Raw genomic sequence first — 17,107 nt, 5'->3', positions numbered from 1 at the left:
GACCGGCGTACGTCAGGACGTGGCCGGGCTGACGCCGTCGAGTAGTTCGGCGAGCCGGCCCGCGGTGGTCGGAGCGTGCAGGTGCAGCCGCGCCACGTTGATGCTGTCCGTGCCGATCACGGCGAGCAGCGCCTGCCCGTTGATCGCGTACACGCTGAGGTAGCCGCCCGCGTTGCGCACCGTGGACTGCTGGAAGTCGCCCTGCCCGAGCCGGAGCCCGACCTGACGGCCGAGTCCGTACGTGGTGGCGGCGAGCGCGGCCAGGTCGTCCGGGTCGGCGCCGTTCTGCAGGTTGTGCGTGACGAGCAGGCCGTCGACGCCGCCGAGGACGCAGCCGTGCACGCCGGGGATCTGCAACCGCAGCGCGGAGAGTTCCTGGCCGATGGCCGGGTACGGCAGTGCCGGGTTGCCGGCCAGCGACCGCGGAAGCGCCTGTGGTGGCGGCAGGGTGCCGGCCTGGGCGCGCGTACGGCGGGGGAGGTCGTCCACCCGGCTCACAGTTCCAGGCTCTCCTCGATCGTGCGCAGTTGGTGCCGCGCCATCGCGAGGTTGGCCCGGCTCTTGCTGACCATCAGGTAGAGGAACAGTCCCTTGCCGGTGCGGTTGCTCAGCGGGCGGATCAGGTGGTACTGGCTGCCGAGCGTGATCAGGATGTCCTCGATCTCGTCGTCGAGCTTGAGCATCTCGATGGTGCGCAGCTTGGCGCGTACGACGTCGGTGTTGCCGGCGGCGGCGACGGTCAGGTCGATCTCGCCGGTGCCGCCGGCGACGCCGAGGGTCATGCCACTGGTGTAGTCGACGAGCGCGGCCCCGATCGCGCCGTCGATGTTCATCGCGTTCTTCAGCGCGACGTCAAGGTTGCCCACGATTTCTCTCCCCAGCTCGGGTCGCTGTCCGCTGGAAGCGCGACAGCGGATTCGTCCGTCGAGGCTCGCATATGGAGTCGCGGCCTGCATCCGGGCCGCTGGTGATCCACCTGAGCGGTCCCCGCCGGACCGGCCTCCGGTCCCGGCAAACGGACCGCGCCGTCCCATTGCCGATCACCGTTTGTCCTGCTACGACGGTGCAACCACCCTATGTAGAGTTCCGATAGAGTAGGCCCGTGCGACTGACCATTCCGGTGGCGAAGGTGCTCTCGGCGCTGCTCGCCGAGCCCGAGGCGCCGCGCTACGGCCTCGACCTGATGCGGCTCACCGGCCTGCCCAGCGGGACGCTCTACCCGGTGCTGCACCGCCTCCAGGAAGCGGGCTGGCTCGCCGCCGACTGGGAGGACGTCGACCCGGTCGCCGCCGGCCGCCCGGCCCGCCGCTACTACCGCCTCACCGGCGAGGGCATCCGGTCGGCCCGGCTGGCGCTGGCCGAGTTGCGTGCCCTCGTACCCTCCGAACGTGCCGGCGGCGCGGACCCGGCCGGGGCGCCGGCGTGGTGACTCGGTGGGTGGCGGCGCTGCTGCTGCGGGTCGCGGTACGCCGGTGGCCGGCGGAGCTGCGCGCCGACCTGGCCCGCGAGTGGGCCGCCGAGCTGCACGAGCTGGCCCGCACCGGGCAGCGGTGGGTGATGCTCCGGTTCGCCGCGAGCCTGGCGGCGCGCCGGGCGGCCGCGCCACTGACCGGGCGGGCCGGGTCGCGGCGGCTGGGGCGTACCGCAGGGGTGTTGTTGCTCGCGCCGTCGGCCTGCGTCGCGGTCCTCGTGGTCGCGGCCGCGGTGACGGGCGTGGCCCACGGGTGGCTGGAGATGCGCGTGCCGTGGGCCGCCGCCGCGCAGCTGCCGGCCTGGTCGGCGCTCACCGCGCTGCTCGGCACGGCGCTCGCGCTCGTCGTGACCCGGGCCGCGCGCCGGACCGTACGCGTCAGGGCGTTGCCCACCGCGCTCGGCGTGGTGCTGCCGGTCGCCGCGACGGTGACCGCGACGCTGGCGCTGCTCGCCGCCCGGGGCGAGAGCCAGGTGTGGGAGACGGTGCCCGGGCTGCTGCTCTGGCTGGCGCTGCTGACGGCGGCGCTCTGGGCCGCCGGGGCGCTGGCGCGGAAGGGCCGGGTCCGCCTCGCGTGGTCGGCCGGGCTGCTCGGCGCGCTGGTGGCGGCCGACGCGGCGGTGATCCTCGCGGTGGTCACCTCGATCCCGGCCACCGCGCCGGTGGCGGACGGTCTGCCGCCGGACGCGGTGGACCGGATCTCCGCACCGCTCTGGCTGTTCACCTGCTGGACCGACTCGTCGTTCGGGCTGCCCCGGCCGACCGGTTGGGAACGGTTCCTCATCACCGACCGGGTGCTCGTCGAGCCGATGTTCCACCTGGCCTGCACGCCCTACGCCCTGGCGTACGCGATCGCGGCGGCCCGCCCGGCGCCCGCCCCCGTACCCGGTCCGGAGCCCGTCCCGGCACCTGCCTGAGCGTCAGGCGTTCCAGCTCAGCGCCCGGCCGGCCCGCTCGTAGTGCCGGGCCAGCTCGGCGTCGATCCGCGCGGCCCGTGCCTCGGTGAGCGTCACCGCCGGATCCTGCCAGGGCCGCGCGCCGAGCATCCGGTGCCGCAGGCCGGTCGGCGGGTGGGTGGCGAACAGCGAGGCGTCCTCCCGGACGGTGAGCTGGCGTTCCAGCGACAGCCGCTCGGCGGCGGCGTCCAGCGCGCGTCCCGTCTCCACCCGCCAGGTGTCCGGCCCGTGGCCGCCGCGTACCGCGTTGCGCACCGCGGTGGCCACCGAGTCGGTCCGCAGCAGCGTATCCAGCAGCCGGGTCGCGCCCGACGTGCCGCCGGCGCGGGCGGCCATCTCGTCGGCCAGGTACTCGGCCCGCTGGCTCTCCCGCAGCGCGGTCGCGACGAGCACCACGTGCCCGGCGAACAGCAGCCGCGACAGCGTCCAGGACGCCAGGTTCCCGAGCCACTCGCCGACCATCACCAGCACCCCGCCGCCGTCGGACCCGCCCCGGGGCCGGAACAGGTCGGCGGCGTTGCCGAGCATGGTCAGCGCCGGCTGGGTCACCGGCCCCCGGCGGACGTCGCCGTTGACGAAGTGGCCCAGCTCGTGACCGAGCAGCGCGACCCGCGCCGGGCCGTCCAGGGCACCCCACAGCGGCAGCCCGAGACCGAGCACGCGCCGCCGGCGCAGCCCGACCGACGTCGCGTACGCGTTGATGCCGTCGTCGACGCCGATCACGTGCGGCATCGGCGCGCCCACCGCCGTCGCCACCTCCCGGACCAGGGCGTGCAGCTCCGGCGCCTCCCGTTCGGTGAGCACGTCCAGGTCCCGGTCGAGCCGGCCGAAACGCGGCCGCAGCGCCACCGCGAGCGCGATCAGCGCCACGCCGCCGACCACCGCGAGGTTCGGGAAGGGGTACGCGAACAGCAGCCACACCCCGGCCACCGCGATCCCGGCCACGCCGAGCAGGAGAAGTACCGAGATGGCGGCGACGAGAACGCCGGTGAACCCCGGCCCGGTCGGCTCCAGCGACCGGCCGAGCAGGGCGGCGTACTGCCGGCGGGTGAGCCGCGCGGCGAGCCGGTGGGTCCGCCTGTCGACAGGCGACCAGCCGAACTCCGGCGGCTGGCGGCGCGCGTCGTAGGTGTCGAGGTTCCAGTCGCACCCGGCGCACCAGGGCAACGCCCCGTCCAGCGACACCGGTGTCGCGCCGCATCGCGGACAGGCCCCCGTGCCCGTCGTCGTGGTGATCACGAGCGCCGATCCTGTCCGTTCCCCACCCGCGCCGGTACCGGCCGTTCGGACGAGTGCGGGCATCTCCGGGTCTTCCGCCGTTCCCCGCCACAACCGCCCCGACCAGGTCTAATGTGGAGAAGGCCGTGACTATTTGTGCCGTTCCGGTGGCGGCCGGGCGGTTCCCGGTGCACAGTGATCGCATGAGCGACGACGGAAGTGGTGGGCACTACTACTGGTGCACGCGACACCACCGGGTCGAGACCGATGCCGACGTGTGCCCCGCCAAGCACGTTCTCGGACCGTACGCCTCAGCCGCCGACGCGGACAACGCCCTGCAGACAGTGCGGGATCGTAACGACGCGTGGGACGCCGAGGACGCCCGTTGGGCCGGGGAGGGCCGCTAGACGGCGCGGGAGGGCCCGCGTCGAGGTGATCCGTGCTCCGCGAGGGCGAGAGCACGTCCCCAGGAAAGGGAACCGAGATGGCCGAAGCACAGCAGGCCACCCGCCCGGCCGCGAAACGGACGACCGCGAAGAGGACCGCCGCGGGCAGGACGACGACGGTCACCAAGGCGTCGCCGAACGCCTCGGGCGCCGGCGCCGGACGGACACCGGCAAAGAAGGCGGCGGCAAAGAAGGCGGCCGCCAGGAAGGTCGTGTCGGCGGCGCGCAAGGCGCCGGCCACCAAGACCACCACCAGCAGGACGACGGCGAAGAAGACCGCCGCTCGTACGGCGCCGGCCGGCCGGGCCACCGCCAAGACCGCGCCGGCGAAGAAGACCACCGCGAAGAAGACGACAGCAACCAAGAAGACGGCGCCGGCGAAGAAGACCACGGCGGCCAAGAAGACCACCGCGGCCAAGAAGACCACGGCGGCCCGGAAGACCACGACGGCCCGGACCACCGCCACCGCGAAGAAGGCGCCGGCCCGCAAGACGACGGCGGCGAAGAAGACGACGGCGGCCAAGAAGACCACCGGCGCGCGGAAGGTCACCTCGGCGGCGAAGAAGACCACCGCCGCGGCGAAGAAGGCGCCCGCGAAGAAGACCACCGCCTCGACGCGTCCCACGGCGCGCAAGGCGGCGGCGAAGAAGGCGCCCGCCCGCAAGACCACCACCGCGCGCAAGACCACCACGGCGGCGAAGAAGACCACCGCCGCGAAGAAGGCGCCGGCCCGCAAGAGCACCGCCGCCAAGAGCACCACCGCACGTAAGGCGCCGGCCCGCCGCGCCTGACGCCGCGGACACTGCTCCCTCCCGGGGAGCGGAACGTGCGGGGCGCTGTCAGGATTGACCGCGTGGTGATCCGACGCGTACTGGCGCCCCGTATCGACTTCGGCGCGCTGCGCCGCGAGCTGGGACTGCCCGAGAGCTTCCCGGCCGCGGCGCAGCGCGAGGCCGACCTGGCGGCCGCCGCGCCGCCACCCGCAGTCGCCGACCGGACCGACATCCCGTTCGTCACCGTCGACCCGGCGACCTCGCGCGACCTCGACCAGGCCATGCACCTCACCCGCCGTCCCGGCGGCGGCTACCGCGTCCGGTACGCCATCGCGGACGTGCTGACCCACGTACGCCTCGGCGGTGACCTGGAGGCCGAGACGTGGCGCCGGGGTCAGACCGTCTACCTGCCCGACGGCAACGTGCCGCTGCACCCGCACACGCTCAGCGAGGGAGCGGCCAGCCTGCTGCCCGACGCCGACCGGGCCGCCGTGCTCTGGACCGTCGACCTGGACGCCGACGGCGGCACCGTCGCGGTCACCCTGGAGCGGGCGCTGGTGCGCAGCCGGGCCAAGCTCGACTACGGCGGCGTGCAGCGCGACGCCGACGCCGGCCGGCTGCCCGAGCCGATCGCCCTGCTGCCCGAGATCGGGGCGCTGCTCACCGCGCGGGGCCTGAGCCGGGGCGCGATCAACCTGCCGCTGCCGGAGCAGGACGTCGAGCCCGACGGCGACGGGTGGCGGCTGGTGCTGCGCGGCCCCGGCGCGATGGAGGAGCACAACGCGCAGATCTCGCTGCTGACCGGGATGGCCGCCGCCGACATCATGCTGGCCGGCCGGATCGGGCTGCTGCGCACCATGCCCCGGCCCCGGCCCGAGGCGGTCGAGCGGCTGCGGCTCGCCGCCGGACCGCTCGGCGTGCCCTGGCCGGACGGCACCCCGGTGGGTCAGGTGCTCGACGGGCTGGACACCTCCCAGCCCCGGGTGGCCGCCTTCGTCGACCAGGCCGCCGAGCTGATGCGCGGCGCCGTGTACACCGCCTTCGACGGGGAACTGCCCGAGCAGCCCGGGCACGGTGGGGTGGCGGCCGCGTACGCGCACGTCACGGCGCCGCTGCGACGGCTGGCCGACCGCTACGCCACCGAGGTCTGCCTGGCGCTGCACGAGGGCCGCGAGGTGCCCGAGCAGGTCCGGGCCGCGCTGCCGAAGCTGCCCGAGGTGATGGCCGCGACCGACCGCACGGCGGGCGCCGCCACCCGGGGCGCCGTGGAGCTGGCCGAGGCGGTGCTGCTCGCACACCGGGTGGGGGAGACGTTCGAGGCGGCGGTGCTCGACGTGGACGAACCGCGCCCGGCGGGCAACGGCCGCCCCGGCCGCCCGCCCGGCGGCACCATCGCGCTCGACGAGCCGCCGGTGCGCGCCCGCTGCACCGGCGAGCTGCCGCTGGGCGAACGCGTCCGGGTACGGCTCACCGCCGCCGACCCGGCCCAGCGCCGGGTCGCCTTCGAACGGGCGTGACCAGCGCGGCCATTGTCACAGCATCGGGATGCACCGCACGTGCCCCCGCTTTGCGAGGATGAGCCCATGGCTTACGACGCGACCACGCTGCCCGACGTCTCCGGGCTGACCGTCGGCATCATCGGTGGCACCGGCGACCAGGGACGGGGTCTCGCCTACCGGTTCGCCCGGGCCGGGCAGACCGTGCTGATCGGCTCCCGCACCGCGGAGCGGGCCACCCAGGCCGCCGCCGAGATCGCCGCCCTGCCGCACGTACCGGAGGGTGCCGTCGTCTCCGGCGGCGACAACGAGGACGTCGCCCGGCGCAGCGACGTGGTGATCGTGGCGGTGCCGTGGGACGGGCACGCGGCCACCGTCGCCGCGCTCGCCGGACCGCTGGCCGGCAAGATCGTGGTGGACTGCGTCAACCCGCTCGGCTTCGACAAGCAGGGCCCGTACGCGCTTCCCGTCGCCGAGGGCAGCGCCGTGCAGCAGGCCGCCGCGCTGCTGCCCGAGTCCCGGGTCTGCGCCGCGTTCAACCACGTCAGCGCGCCGCTGCTGGCCGACCCGGAGATCGACCGGATCGACCTGGACGTGCTGATCTGCACCGAGGACCGGGAACTCGTGGGCGTCGTGGGCGCGCTGGCCGCGCGGATCCCCGGCATGCGGGGCATCTACGCCGGGCGGCTGCGCAACGCCCACCAGATCGAGGCGTTCACCGCCAACCTGATCGCGATCAACAAGCGCTACAAGGCGCACGCCGGCATCCGCGTCACCGACCTCTGACGAGCGCGGCGGGAGCGGGCCGGCGCCGGCTCCCGCCGTACCGCCTCAGAACGTGTGCTCGGCCGCCGGGAACTCGCCGCCGCGTACCTCGTCGGCGAACCGGCGGGTGGCGTCGGTGAGCGCGCCCGCCAGGTCGGCGTAGCGCTTCACGAAGCGCGGCGCCCGGCCGGTCCGCAGCCCGGCCATGTCCTGCCAGACCAGCACCTGCCCGTCGGTGTCCGGGCCGGCCCCGATGCCGACGGTGGGGATGGTCAGCTCGGCGGTGACCCGCTTGGCCACCTCACCCGGCACCATCTCCAGCACCACCGCGAACGCGCCCGCCCCGGCCACCGCCCGCGCGTCGGCGAGCACCTCCTCGGCGGCCTCGCCCCGGCCCTGCACCCGGTAGCCGCCCAGCGTGTGCTCGCTCTGCGGGGTGAAGCCGATGTGCGCCATCACCGGGATGCCGGCGCCGGTGATCGCCTCGATCTGGGCGGCGCAGCGCCGCCCGCCCTCCAGCTTCACCGCGTGGCAGCCGCCCTCCTTCATGAACCGCACCGCGGTGCGCAGCGCCTGCGCCGGCCCCTCCTCGTACGAGCCGAACGGCAGGTCACCGACGATCAGCGAGTGCTTCGTGGCCCGTACGACGGCGCGTACCAGCGGCAGCAGCTCCTCGGCGGTCACCGGCAGCGTGGTCTCGTAGCCGAAGACGTTGTTCGCCGCCGAGTCGCCGACCAGCAGCACCGGGATCCCCGCCTGGTCGAAGATCGAGGCCGTGTACTGGTCGTACGAGGTCAGCATCGCCCACCGCTCGCCGCGCTCCTTGGCGGCGATCAGGTCGCGGGTGCGTACCCGCCGGGTGGCCGGCCCGCCGTAGAGGGCGGTCACCTCGGCCGGGGTGGACTCCACCATGACAATCTCCTTCCTCGAGGCCGCGCACGCGGTCCCCGGGTTCCCCGCGATCGTCGCACCGGGCGGCGGGCCGCGGGCAGGTCGGAGTGGAGGATGTCACTCCCCCGGCCGGGGGAGCGGTCAGCCGTCCTCGCGCCACCGGTTGGTGATCGGCAGCCGCCGGTCCCGCCCGAACGCCTTCATGGAGATCTTGGTGCCGGGCGCGGACTGCCGTCGCTTGTACTCGGCGGTATCCACCATCCGCAGCACCTTGTCCACCACGGCCGGGTCGTGACCGGACTCGATCAGGCCGTCGCGGCCCAGGTCACCGTCGACGTAGCCGATCAGGATCGGGTCGAGCACGTCGTAGTCGGGCAGCGTGTCGCTGTCGAGCTGGCCGGGACTCAGCTCGGCCGACGGCGGCTTGCCGATCGAGTTCTCCGGGATCGGCGGGGTCTGCCCGCGCCGCGCCGCGTCCGCGTTGCGCCACTTCGCCAGCCGCCACACGAGCGTCTTCCAGACGTCCTTGACCGGGTTGTAGCCGCCCACCGAGTCGCCGTAGAGCGTGGAGTAACCCACCGCCAGCTCGCTCTTGTTGCCGGTGGTGAGCACCAGGTGGCCCTCCTGGTTCGACAGCGCCATGAGGATGACGCCGCGTACCCGGGCCTGGAGGTTCTCCACCGCCACCCCGGACAGCGACATGTTCGCCAGGAACGTGTCCACCATCGGCTGGATCGGCTCGACCCGGTAGTCCAGGCCGGTGCGCTTCGCCAGGTCCTCGGCGTCGGTGCGGGAGTGCTCGGAGGAGTGCTGGCTGGGCATCGAGACGCCGACGACCCGCTCCGGGCCCACGGCGTCCACCGCGATGGCCGCCGCGACCGCCGAGTCGATGCCGCCGGACAGGCCGAGCACCACCGAGGGGAAGCGGTTCTTGTCGATGTAGTCGCGCAGGCCCAGCACCAGCGCGTGCCACACCTCGGCCTCGTCGGCGACCGGCTCGATGATGCCGCCGTCCGCCGCCGGGCCGGTCGGCGCGGCCGGGATCGCCGGGATGTCGTGGCGGGCCACGCGCATCCCGTCGCTCAGCGCGCCGGTCCCGCCGGGTGCACCTGCCGCCGCCGGCAGCTCCAGGTCGTGCACCAGCAGGTGCTCGACGAACTGCGGGGCCCGGGTCAGCAGCGTGCCGTCCGCGGCGACGATCATCGAGTCGCCGTCGTAGACCAGCTCGTCCTGGCCGCCGACCATGTTCACGTACGCGATGGCCGCCCCGGCCTCGGCGGCGCGCCGGCGTACCAGCGGCAGCCGCACGTCGTCCTTGTTCAGCTCGTACGGCGAGCCGTTGATGCTCAGCACCAGCCCGACGCCGGCCTCCCGGGCCACCGCGAACGGGCCGCCGGCCTGCCACAGGTCCTCGCAGATGGTCAGCGCCACGTCCACCCCGCCCACGCGCACCACAGTCAGCGTGTCGCCGGGGACGAAGTAGCGGTCCTCGTCGAAGACGCCGTAGTTGGGCAGGTGGTGCTTGAAGTAGGTGGCCACGACCTCGCCCCGGTGCAGCACCGCCGCCGCGTTGCGGGCGCCCCGGCCCGGCTGGGCGTCGGAGCTGACCTGCGGCGGGCCGTCCGCGTCCAGGTAGCCGACCAGGACCGGCAGCTCACCGAGGCCGTCAGCGGCCAGGTCGGCGGCGAGCCGGTGCAGCGCGGCGCGGGACGCGGCCACGAACGAGCGGCGGAACACCAGGTCCTCGACCGGGTAACCGGTGAGCATCAGCTCGGGGAACAGGACGAGCTGGGCGCCGGCGTCGGCGGCCTGACGGGTCCACGAGCGGACCAGGCCGGCGTTGCCGGCGAGGTCGCCTACCGTCGGGTTGACCTGGCACAGGGCGAGACGCAGGGTGGGCATGTCCTCATCTTCCCCCAGGCCTCCCGGCCGAATCCGACCGGTTGCGGCAGACGGGCACCGCGGCCCCGCGTGTCCCAGCCCGGTGGACACGGCGGGACGGCCGGCCGGGGAGGGCGTAACGTCGGCGTAACGAGCCCGGTGGAGACTGGGCGGTCAGGCCGGGCCGGCCCGACCGGTGCGGACGTACGTGTCACGAGGGGTGGAAGTGGACCGTCAGCAGGAGTTCGTCCTCCGTACGCTGGAAGAGCGGGACATCCGTTTCGTCCGGCTGTGGTTCACCGATGTGCTCGGCACGCTCAAGAGCGTCTCGGTGGCCCCCGCGGAACTGGAGGCGGCCTTCGACGAGGGCATCGGTTTCGACGGCTCCGCGATCGAGGGCTTCGCCCGGGTCTTCGAGTCGGACATGGTCGCGATGCCGGACCCGACGACGTTCCAGGTCTTCCCGTTCGAGGGCGGCGTCAGCGGCGAGAGCGCCCGGATGTTCTGCGACATCTCGCTGCCGGACGGCAGCCCGTCCTGGGCCGACCCGCGGCACGTGCTGCGCCGCATGCTCTCCCGGGCCGCGGACAAGGGCTTCACCTTCTACACCCACCCGGAGATCGAGTTCTTCCTGCTGGAGAACGGCCCGCAGGACGGCTCGGTGCCGATCCCGGTGGACACCGGCGGCTACTTCGAGCACACCACGCACGCCGTGGCGCGGGACTTCCGCCGCCAGGCGGTGCTGGCGCTGGAGCGGATCGGCATCTCGGTGGAGTACAGCCACCACGAGGTCGCCCCCGGCCAGCAGGAGATCGACCTGCGCTACGCCGACGCGCTCACCACCGCCGACAACATCATGACGTTCCGGCACGTGGTGAAGGAGGTGGCGCTCTCCACCGGCGTGCAGGCCAGCTTCATGCCGAAGCCGTTCACCGACCAGCCCGGCAACGGCATGCACACCCACCTGTCGCTGTTCGAGGGGGAGCGCAACGCGTTCCACGACGCCGGCGACCCGATGAAGCTGTCCAAGGTCGCCAAGTCGTTCATCGCCGGGCTGCTCACCCACGCCCGGGAGTACACCGCGGTGACCAACCAGTGGGTCAACTCGTACAAGCGGCTGTTCCCGCAGGCGCTGCCGGACCGGATCACCGAGAGCCCGGCGTACGTCTGCTGGGGTCACCTGAACCGGTCCGCGCTGGTGCGGGTGCCGGCGTACGGCAAGCCGAACTCGGCCCGCGTCGAGGTCCGCTCGCTGGACTCCGCGACCAACCCCTACCTGGCGTTCGCGGTGATGCTCGGCGCCGGTCTCAAGGGCATCGAGGAGGGCTACGAGCTGCCCCCGGGCGCCGAGGACGACGTCTGGTCGCTGAGCAGCGCCGAGCGCCGCGCCATGGGGTACGAGGCGCTGCCGGAGAACCTGGCCGAGGCGATCGACGTGATGGCCGGTTCCGAGCTGGTCGCCGAGGTGCTCGGCGAGCACGTCTTCGACTTCTTCCTGCGCAACAAACGCTCCGAGTGGGAGCAGTACCGCCGCGAGGTCACCCCGTACGAGCGGCAGCGCTACCTCTCGCTCTAGATCACGCTGGCGCGGTGCCGCTATCGTCTGCGGCACCGCCCCGGCACCACCGCCGGGCGGCGTGAGCCGGGGAGGCGTTGGTGCTGGGAGATCTGCTCGACGGGGCGTGGCAGAGCATCGTGTTCGGGATCGTCGGGGTCGCCCTGATGGCCGCCGGATTCCTGCTCGTCGACCTGCTCACCCCGGGCAAGCTGCGGGAGCTGATCTGGGTGCGCCGCAACGGCAACGCCGCGCTGCTGCTCGCCGCCAACCAGCTCGGCATCGCCGGCATCGTCTTCACCGCCGTGCTGACCAGCTACAGCTCGTTCACCAAGGGGCTCGCGTCCACTGTGGTGTTCGGGCTGGTGGGCCTGCTGGTGATGGCGCTGGCGTTCCTGGTGCTGGACCTGCTCACCCCGGGCAGGCTGGGCGACGTCATCGCCGCCGACGAGCCGCACCCGGCGGCCCGGGTCAGCGCCGCCACCCACTTCGGCGCCGCGCTGATCGTCTGCGCCTGCATCGCCTGAGGGTGTCGTACCCCCGGGTTAGCGTCCGGGGGTGAATCGCACCGACCGCCTCTACGCCCTGGTCGAGGAGCTGCGGGCGGTCTCGCCGCGCCCGCGCAGCGCGACCTGGCTGGCCCGCCGCTTCGAGGTGAGCACCCGCACCGTCGAGCGCGACATCTCCGCGTTGCAGGCCGCCGGGGTGCCGATCTGGGCCGAGCCGGGCCGCACCGGCGGCTACGTGGTCGACCGGGCGCGCACGTTGCCGCCGGTCAACCTGACACCGGCCGAGGCGGTGGCGATGGCCGTCGCGCTGCACCGGCTCGGCGGCTCACCGTTCGCCCCGGCGGCCGGCGCCGCGCTGCGCAAGCTGGTCGCGGTGATGCCGCCCGCCGCGGTGGCCGAGGCGCACCGGCTCGCCGGCCGGGTGCACCTGGTCGGCGACGGGCCGGGCACGCCCGTTCCGGCCGCCGTCGCCGACGCGGTCGCCGCCGGGCGGGTGCTGCGCCTGCGGTACGCCGACCGCGGCGGCGCCGATTCGGCGCGCGACGTGGAGCCGCTGGCCTACCTGGGTAACTCGGTGCACTGGTACCTGGTCGCCTGGTGCCGGCTGCGCGACGGTCTGCGCTGCTTCCGCACCGACCGGATCGTGTCGGTGCACCCGCTGGCCGAGCCGGTGACCCGGGAGTTGCGTCCCGGCGACCTCGACGTGCCGGTCGACCGGGTGCGCCCGCTCACCCTGGTCTGATCCGGGTGGAAACACCGACAGGACGCTGTCGTGGCCCGGTACGAGGCTGAATCCTGACGACGCCGGCCGACCGCCGGCGCGAACCTCAGGAGGATGTATGTCCAGCACGCCCGTGACCTGGTTCGAGATCGGCTCCGACCGCCCGGACGAGGTACAGCGGTTCTACTCCGAGCTGTTCGGCTGGAGTTTCGAGGAGCAGAGCGGCCCGTACCGGCAGACGGCGGCCGGCGGGCAGCGGGGGATCGGCGGCGCGGTCCGGGACACCGACGCCGGCAACTACGCGATCTTCTACGCCGAGGTGGCGGACGTGGCGGAGACCTGCCGCCGGGCGGAGGCGACCGGCGGGACCGTTCTGACGGCGCCGGTGACCACGCCGATCGGACTCGTACGCGCCCTGCTGCGCGACCCGTCGGGCAACCTGCTCGGCGTCTTCACCCCGCCCGCCGAGGGCTGAGCGCGCGCCCTTGCTCCCGGCCCGGCCGTTCGCCGGCCGGGAGCAAGTCGTTGCGGGCGGTGCAGTCCGTTACGTCCGTGTCTACGGTGAACCCCTGGTTCCAGGGAATCGAAGCTGGTAACTTCCTGGCACCACGCGTCGCAAGTTCTTGCAACGCCTTCATCCCCTTGCGCCCGCCGTGCGGGCGTGGGTGTCAGGAGAGCGCCATGAGGGGCACCACCACCAACCGCCGCCGGTGGGGAGCGCTCGCGCTCGCCGTCGGTGTGCTCGCCGCGCTGCTGCCGTTCACCGCCGCCGCGGCGGCCGACACCGTCACCGTCTACTACCAGTCACCGGCCGCCTGGGGCGCGTCCGTCAACATCCACTACGGCGTGGACGGGCAGGGCTGGACGGCCGTGCCCGGCGTGCCGATGGACACCGCCTGCGCCGGCTGGCGCCGCAAGACCGTCGACCTGGGCACCGCCGCCGGGCTCCAGGTCGTCTTCACAAACGGCAGCGGCGTCTGGGACAACAACAACGGCGCCAACTACCGCCTCGGCGCCGGCACCGTGACCGTCGCCGCCGGCCGGATCGGCACGGGCGACCCGTGCGCCACCCCGTCGCCGTCCGGCACCCCGACCGCGAGCCCGTCCGCCACTGTCGCGCCGAGCCCGACGCCGGGGAACACCGCCGAGGTCTGGTACCACCTCGCGCCGCGCGGCTGGGCCGCCGCGAACCTGCACTACCGGCCCACCGGCGGCGCCTGGACCACCGCGCCGGGCGTCGTCATGGAGACGCGCTGCGCCGGCTGGGCCCGCCGGATCGTCGACCTCGGCGCGGCCACCGGCCTGACCGCCGCGTTCAACAACACCGCCGGGACCTGGGACAACAACGGCGGCGTGGACTACACCCTGGGCGTGGGACGCAGTGTCGTCGACAACGGCCGGGTCACCGCCGCCGCCGCGGACCCGTGCGCGCCGGCCACCCCGGACACCACCCCGCCGTCCACGCCGGGCGGCCTCACCGCCGTCGCCGACGGGCTGGCGGTCACGCTGACCTGGACCGCCGCCACCGACGACCGGGGCGTCACCGGGTACGAGCTGACCCGCACCGGGGGAGCCGGCGGCACCACGGTCACCAGCACCACCACCCGGCACGTCGCGTACGACCTGCGGCCGGGCACCGCGTACACCTGGACCGTGCGGGCCCTGGACGCGGCCGGCAACCGGTCGGCGGCGAGCGCGCCCGCCTCCGCGACCACCGGCACCCCGCAGACCGGCGGCGCCCCGCTCGGCGGCGACCCGCGCGAGGACACCATCTACTTCGTGATGACCGCCCGGTTCGCCGACGGCGATCCCACGAACAACCGCGGCGGCAGCCAGCACGTCGCCTCCGGCAACGCGGCCAACGACGACCCGATGTTCCGGGGCGACTTCAAGGGGCTGGTCGACAAGCTCGACTACATCAAGGCGCTCGGCTTCTCAGCGCTCTGGATCACCCCGGTCGTGCTCAACCGGTCCGACTACGACTTCCACGGCTCCACGGCTGGGATTTCTACCGGGTGGACCCGCGGCTGGAGAGCGCCGGCGCCTCCTACCAGGACCTGATCAACGCCGCGCACGCCAAGGGCATCAAGATCTTCCAGGACGTGGTCTACAACCACAGCTCCCGGTGGGGCGCCAAGGGCCTGTTCACGCCCACCGTCTACGGCACCCGCGACGAGCAGTGGAAGTGGTACTACGACCAGCCGCAGGCCGGCCGGGAGTACGACCCGACGGTCGAGGCGACCGGGAACGACCCGGCGCTCACCCCGGCGCAGAACGCCAAGGCCAAGGGCCGGCCGTACAACGGCGACGTGTGGTCGTCCGCCGCGCCCGCCGGCAACCAGTGCCTGAACTGGGGTACGCCGACCGGCGGGCGCAGCCCCGAGGGCTACACGCTCCACCAGTGCCAGTGGCCCACCCCGACCAGCAAGCTCTTCCCGGCCGACAAGTACCACCAGTGCTGGATCGGCAACTGGGAGGGCGAGGACTCGCGCAGTTGCTGGCTGCACGAGGACCTGGCCGACTTCAACACCGAGAACGCCGCCGTGCAGCAGTACCTGATCGACGCGTACAACAGGTTCATCGACATGGGCGTGGACGGCTTCCGCATCGACACCGCCGTGCACATCCCCCGGGTCACCTGGAACCGGCGCTTCCTGCCCGCCATCCAGCAGCACGCGGTCGCCCGGTTCGGCGAGAAGGGCAAGGACTTCTACGTCTTCGGCGAGGTCGCCGCGTTCGTCAACGACAAGTGGAACCGCGGCTCGGTCAACCACTCCGCGCAGTTCTTCACCTGGAAGGAGCGCAAGGAGTACAGCCCGGACGACGTCCGCGCCGCGATCGAGCAGTACGACCACGAGCAGCTGCTCGGCCCGAACGGGCAACCGACCACCGACAACGCGTTCCTGCGCGGCAACACGTACCACGCGCCGGACCACTCGCAGTTCTCCGGCATGAACGTCATCGACATGCGGATGCACATGAACTTCTCCGACGCCGGCAACGCGTTCGGCAACGGGAAGGACTCCGACGACAGCTACAACGACGCGACGTACAACGTGGTCTACGTCGACAGCCACGACTACGGGCCGAACAAGTCCTCCACCCGGTACACCGGCGGCACCGACGCCTGGGCGGAGAACATGAGCCTGATGTGGACGTTCCGCGGCATCCCGACGCTCTACTACGGCTCGGAGATCGAGTTCCGCAAGGGCGCCCGGATCGACTGCGGGCCGAGCTGTCCGCTCGACACCACCGGCCGGGCCTACTACGGCGACCACCTGGCCGGCAGCGTCACCGCGAGCGACTTCGGGGTGGTCGGCTCGGCCGGCGGGGCGGTGGCCACCACGCTCGCGCAGCCGCTGGTGAAGCACGTGCAGCGGCTCAACCTGATCCGGCGGGCAGTGCCGGCGTTGCAGAAGGGGCAGTACTCGACCGAGGGCGTGAGCGGCGCGATGGCGTACAAGCGGCGCTTCACCCAGGGCGCGGTGGACAGCTTCGCGCTGGTCACCGTGTCCGGCGGCGCCACGTTCCGCGGGGTGCCGAACGGCCGGTACGTGGACGCGGTCACCGGTGACGTGAAGACGGTCACCGACGGCACGCTCACCGCCCCGGCCGGCGGCAAGGGCAACCTCCGGGTCTACGTGCTCGACCTCCCCGGCAACCCGGCGCCGGGCAGGATCGGCGTGGACGGGCCGTACCTGCGCTGAGACGGGCGCGGCGGGGTGGTGGTGCGAGTGCACCACCACCCCGCCGCGGTCCGAGGGGATCAGGCGTGGGTGGCCCCGCCGGGCGCCGGCCAGGAGGAGGGAACGGCCGGTGAGGGGCGGCGGGGTCACCGCGTCACTTGCCGCCCTGGCCCTCCTGCTCGGCCTCGGCGCCCTGGTCGGCCTTGCCCTCCGGACCGCCCTTGTCGCCACCCTTGCCGTGGTGGCCGGGCGTGCCGTCCGGGCCGCCCTTGCCCGGACCCGGGAACACGCCCGCCTCGGCGGCCTTGAGCACCGCGTCGGCCTGCTCCTGGGTGAGCTTGCCGTCGGTGACGGCCTGGTCCAGCCGCTCCTTCAGCGCGGCCTGCCGGTCCTCGGTCGACGGCCGCTCCGGCCGCTCCGGGCGGTCGCCCTGGCGCTGCTCGTGCAGCTTCTCCAGCGCCGCGGTGACCTTGTCGGTCGAGACGCCCAGCTCCTTGGCGAGAGCCTCGGCGAACTCGGCCTGCCGGTCGGCGTGCTTCTGGCGGCGGTCGTCACCCTGGTCGGTGGTGCTGCTGGCGCTCGAAGACGGGTTCGGGCTCTTGTCGTCGGCGAGCGCCACCGTCGGGGCGGCGATCCCGACGCCGAGCACGCCGGCAGCGGCCAGGCCGGCCAGCAGGTGCTTCTTCGACATCGTGCGGATCATGCGATTCTCCTGTTCGGTGGTGGTGCGATGACGTCA

At 73.5% G+C, this 17,107-nt stretch carries 18 protein-coding genes; 12 read left to right on the top strand and 6 right to left on the bottom strand.

The genetic code is table 11. The features are described 5' to 3' along the window. Positions 1-12: 12 nt before the first annotated feature. Complete coding sequence (locus CLT75_RS16290) at positions 13-498, bottom strand: roadblock/LC7 domain-containing protein (RefSeq protein ID WP_135241407.1); 486 nt, start codon at positions 496-498, stop codon at positions 13-15. Further along, positions 495-866, bottom strand: a complete 372-nt coding sequence (locus tag CLT75_RS16285; protein WP_135241406.1) for a hypothetical protein — start codon at positions 864-866, stop codon at positions 495-497. The genes CLT75_RS16290 and CLT75_RS16285 overlap by 4 nt, the downstream gene beginning before the upstream one ends. A 236-nt stretch (positions 867-1,102) precedes the next feature. On the opposite strand from CLT75_RS16285, the gene CLT75_RS16280 reads away from it, so the two are divergent. Both CLT75_RS16280 and CLT75_RS16275 read left to right on the top strand, forming a co-directional pair. Next, positions 1,103-1,429 carry a PadR family transcriptional regulator gene (locus CLT75_RS16280; RefSeq protein WP_135241405.1) on the top strand — a complete coding sequence of 109 codons (327 nt, stop codon included), beginning with the start codon at positions 1,103-1,105 and terminating at the stop codon, positions 1,427-1,429. Continuing rightward, positions 1,423-2,388: a hypothetical protein gene (locus CLT75_RS16275; protein ID WP_486485195.1), complete on the top strand. Its 966-nt coding sequence runs from the start codon at positions 1,423-1,425 to the stop codon at positions 2,386-2,388. The genes CLT75_RS16280 and CLT75_RS16275 overlap by 7 nt, the downstream gene beginning before the upstream one ends. A gap of 3 nt (positions 2,389-2,391) precedes the next feature. Here the strand turns inward: CLT75_RS16275 and CLT75_RS16270 are convergent, their stop codons facing one another. After that, positions 2,392-3,612: a M48 family metallopeptidase gene (locus CLT75_RS16270; RefSeq protein ID WP_486485194.1), complete on the bottom strand. Its 1,221-nt coding sequence runs from the start codon at positions 3,610-3,612 to the stop codon at positions 2,392-2,394. A 236-nt stretch (positions 3,613-3,848) separates the two neighbouring features. Here CLT75_RS16270 and CLT75_RS16265 point away from each other — a divergent pair, with 236 nt between their 5' ends. The 4 genes from CLT75_RS16265 (at position 3,849) to npdG (ending at position 7,146) form a co-directional block, all read left to right on the top strand. After that, on the top strand, positions 3,849-4,052 hold the full coding sequence (locus CLT75_RS16265; RefSeq protein WP_486485193.1) for a hypothetical protein: 204 nt from the start codon (positions 3,849-3,851) through the stop codon (positions 4,050-4,052). A gap of 77 nt (positions 4,053-4,129) precedes the next feature. Beyond that, the gene (locus CLT75_RS16260) at positions 4,130-4,882 is read left to right on the top strand and encodes a histone (protein ID WP_486485192.1); all 753 of its coding nucleotides are present in this window, start codon (positions 4,130-4,132) and stop codon (positions 4,880-4,882) included. A gap of 62 nt (positions 4,883-4,944) precedes the next feature. Beyond that, positions 4,945-6,381, top strand: a complete 1,437-nt coding sequence (locus tag CLT75_RS16255) for an RNB domain-containing ribonuclease (protein ID WP_135241401.1) — start codon at positions 4,945-4,947, stop codon at positions 6,379-6,381. Between the two features lie 66 nt (positions 6,382-6,447). Continuing rightward, positions 6,448-7,146 (top strand): NADPH-dependent F420 reductase, encoded by a 699-nt coding sequence (gene npdG, locus CLT75_RS16250; protein ID WP_135241400.1) that lies wholly within the window; start codon positions 6,448-6,450, stop codon positions 7,144-7,146. A gap of 45 nt (positions 7,147-7,191) precedes the next feature. Here the strand turns inward: npdG and panB are convergent, their stop codons facing one another. Together panB and CLT75_RS16240 are read right to left on the bottom strand one after the other, a co-directional pair. Beyond that, entirely contained in the window at positions 7,192-8,037 is an 846-nt protein-coding gene (gene panB / locus CLT75_RS16245; protein WP_135241399.1) for a 3-methyl-2-oxobutanoate hydroxymethyltransferase, read from the bottom strand. A 120-nt stretch (positions 8,038-8,157) separates the two neighbouring features. Next, on the bottom strand, positions 8,158-9,918 hold the full coding sequence (locus CLT75_RS16240) for an NAD+ synthase (protein ID WP_135241398.1): 1,761 nt from the start codon (positions 9,916-9,918) through the stop codon (positions 8,158-8,160). A 205-nt stretch (positions 9,919-10,123) separates the two neighbouring features. On the opposite strand from CLT75_RS16240, the gene glnA reads away from it, so the two are divergent. The 6 genes from glnA to CLT75_RS33305 all read left to right on the top strand — a co-directional run bounded on the left by glnA (position 10,124) and on the right by CLT75_RS33305 (position 16,389). Next, positions 10,124-11,473 (top strand): type I glutamate--ammonia ligase, encoded by a 1,350-nt coding sequence (glnA, locus tag CLT75_RS16235; protein ID WP_121683520.1) that lies wholly within the window; start codon positions 10,124-10,126, stop codon positions 11,471-11,473. Between the two features lie 80 nt (positions 11,474-11,553). Continuing rightward, positions 11,554-11,979: a DUF350 domain-containing protein gene (locus CLT75_RS16230; RefSeq protein ID WP_135241397.1), complete on the top strand. Its 426-nt coding sequence runs from the start codon at positions 11,554-11,556 to the stop codon at positions 11,977-11,979. Between the two features lie 31 nt (positions 11,980-12,010). Continuing rightward, positions 12,011-12,703, top strand: coding sequence for a WYL domain-containing protein (locus tag CLT75_RS16225; protein ID WP_135241396.1), 693 nt, complete (start codon positions 12,011-12,013; stop codon positions 12,701-12,703). Positions 12,704-12,800: 97 nt separating this feature from the next. Then, positions 12,801-13,157, top strand: coding sequence for a VOC family protein (locus CLT75_RS16220; protein WP_135241395.1), 357 nt, complete (start codon positions 12,801-12,803; stop codon positions 13,155-13,157). 206 nt (positions 13,158-13,363) lie between these two features. Then, on the top strand, positions 13,364-14,743 hold the full coding sequence (locus CLT75_RS33310; RefSeq protein WP_486485191.1) for a carbohydrate binding domain-containing protein: 1,380 nt from the start codon (positions 13,364-13,366) through the stop codon (positions 14,741-14,743). Then, the gene (locus tag CLT75_RS33305; protein ID WP_486485190.1) at positions 14,698-16,389 is read left to right on the top strand and encodes an alpha-amylase family protein; all 1,692 of its coding nucleotides are present in this window, start codon (positions 14,698-14,700) and stop codon (positions 16,387-16,389) included. Before CLT75_RS33310 ends, CLT75_RS33305 begins: the two co-directional genes overlap by 46 nt. 133 nt (positions 16,390-16,522) lie before the next feature. Here the strand turns inward: CLT75_RS33305 and CLT75_RS16210 are convergent, their stop codons facing one another. Continuing rightward, positions 16,523-17,071 (bottom strand): hypothetical protein, encoded by a 549-nt coding sequence (locus CLT75_RS16210; protein ID WP_135241394.1) that lies wholly within the window; start codon positions 17,069-17,071, stop codon positions 16,523-16,525. Positions 17,072-17,107: the final 36 nt, after the last annotated feature.

Source organism: Micromonospora sp. CNZ285, assembly GCF_004637285.1.
This window is presented reverse-complemented; position numbering and strand designations above follow the sequence as displayed.

Coding starts and splice junctions, on each gene's coding strand:
- CLT75_RS16210 (WP_135241394.1), bottom strand. CDS start 17,071: ATGATCCGCACGATGTCGAAGAAGCACCTGCTGGCCGGCCTGGCCGCT.
- panB (WP_135241399.1), bottom strand. CDS start 8,037: ATGGTGGAGTCCACCCCGGCCGAGGTGACCGCCCTCTACGGCGGGCCG.
- CLT75_RS16265 (WP_486485193.1), top strand. CDS start 3,849: ATGAGCGACGACGGAAGTGGTGGGCACTACTACTGGTGCACGCGACAC.
- CLT75_RS16260 (WP_486485192.1), top strand. CDS start 4,130: ATGGCCGAAGCACAGCAGGCCACCCGCCCGGCCGCGAAACGGACGACC.
- npdG (WP_135241400.1), top strand. CDS start 6,448: ATGGCTTACGACGCGACCACGCTGCCCGACGTCTCCGGGCTGACCGTC.
- CLT75_RS16240 (WP_135241398.1), bottom strand. CDS start 9,918: ATGCCCACCCTGCGTCTCGCCCTGTGCCAGGTCAACCCGACGGTAGGC.
- CLT75_RS33310 (WP_486485191.1), top strand. CDS start 13,364: ATGAGGGGCACCACCACCAACCGCCGCCGGTGGGGAGCGCTCGCGCTC.
- CLT75_RS16220 (WP_135241395.1), top strand. CDS start 12,801: ATGTCCAGCACGCCCGTGACCTGGTTCGAGATCGGCTCCGACCGCCCG.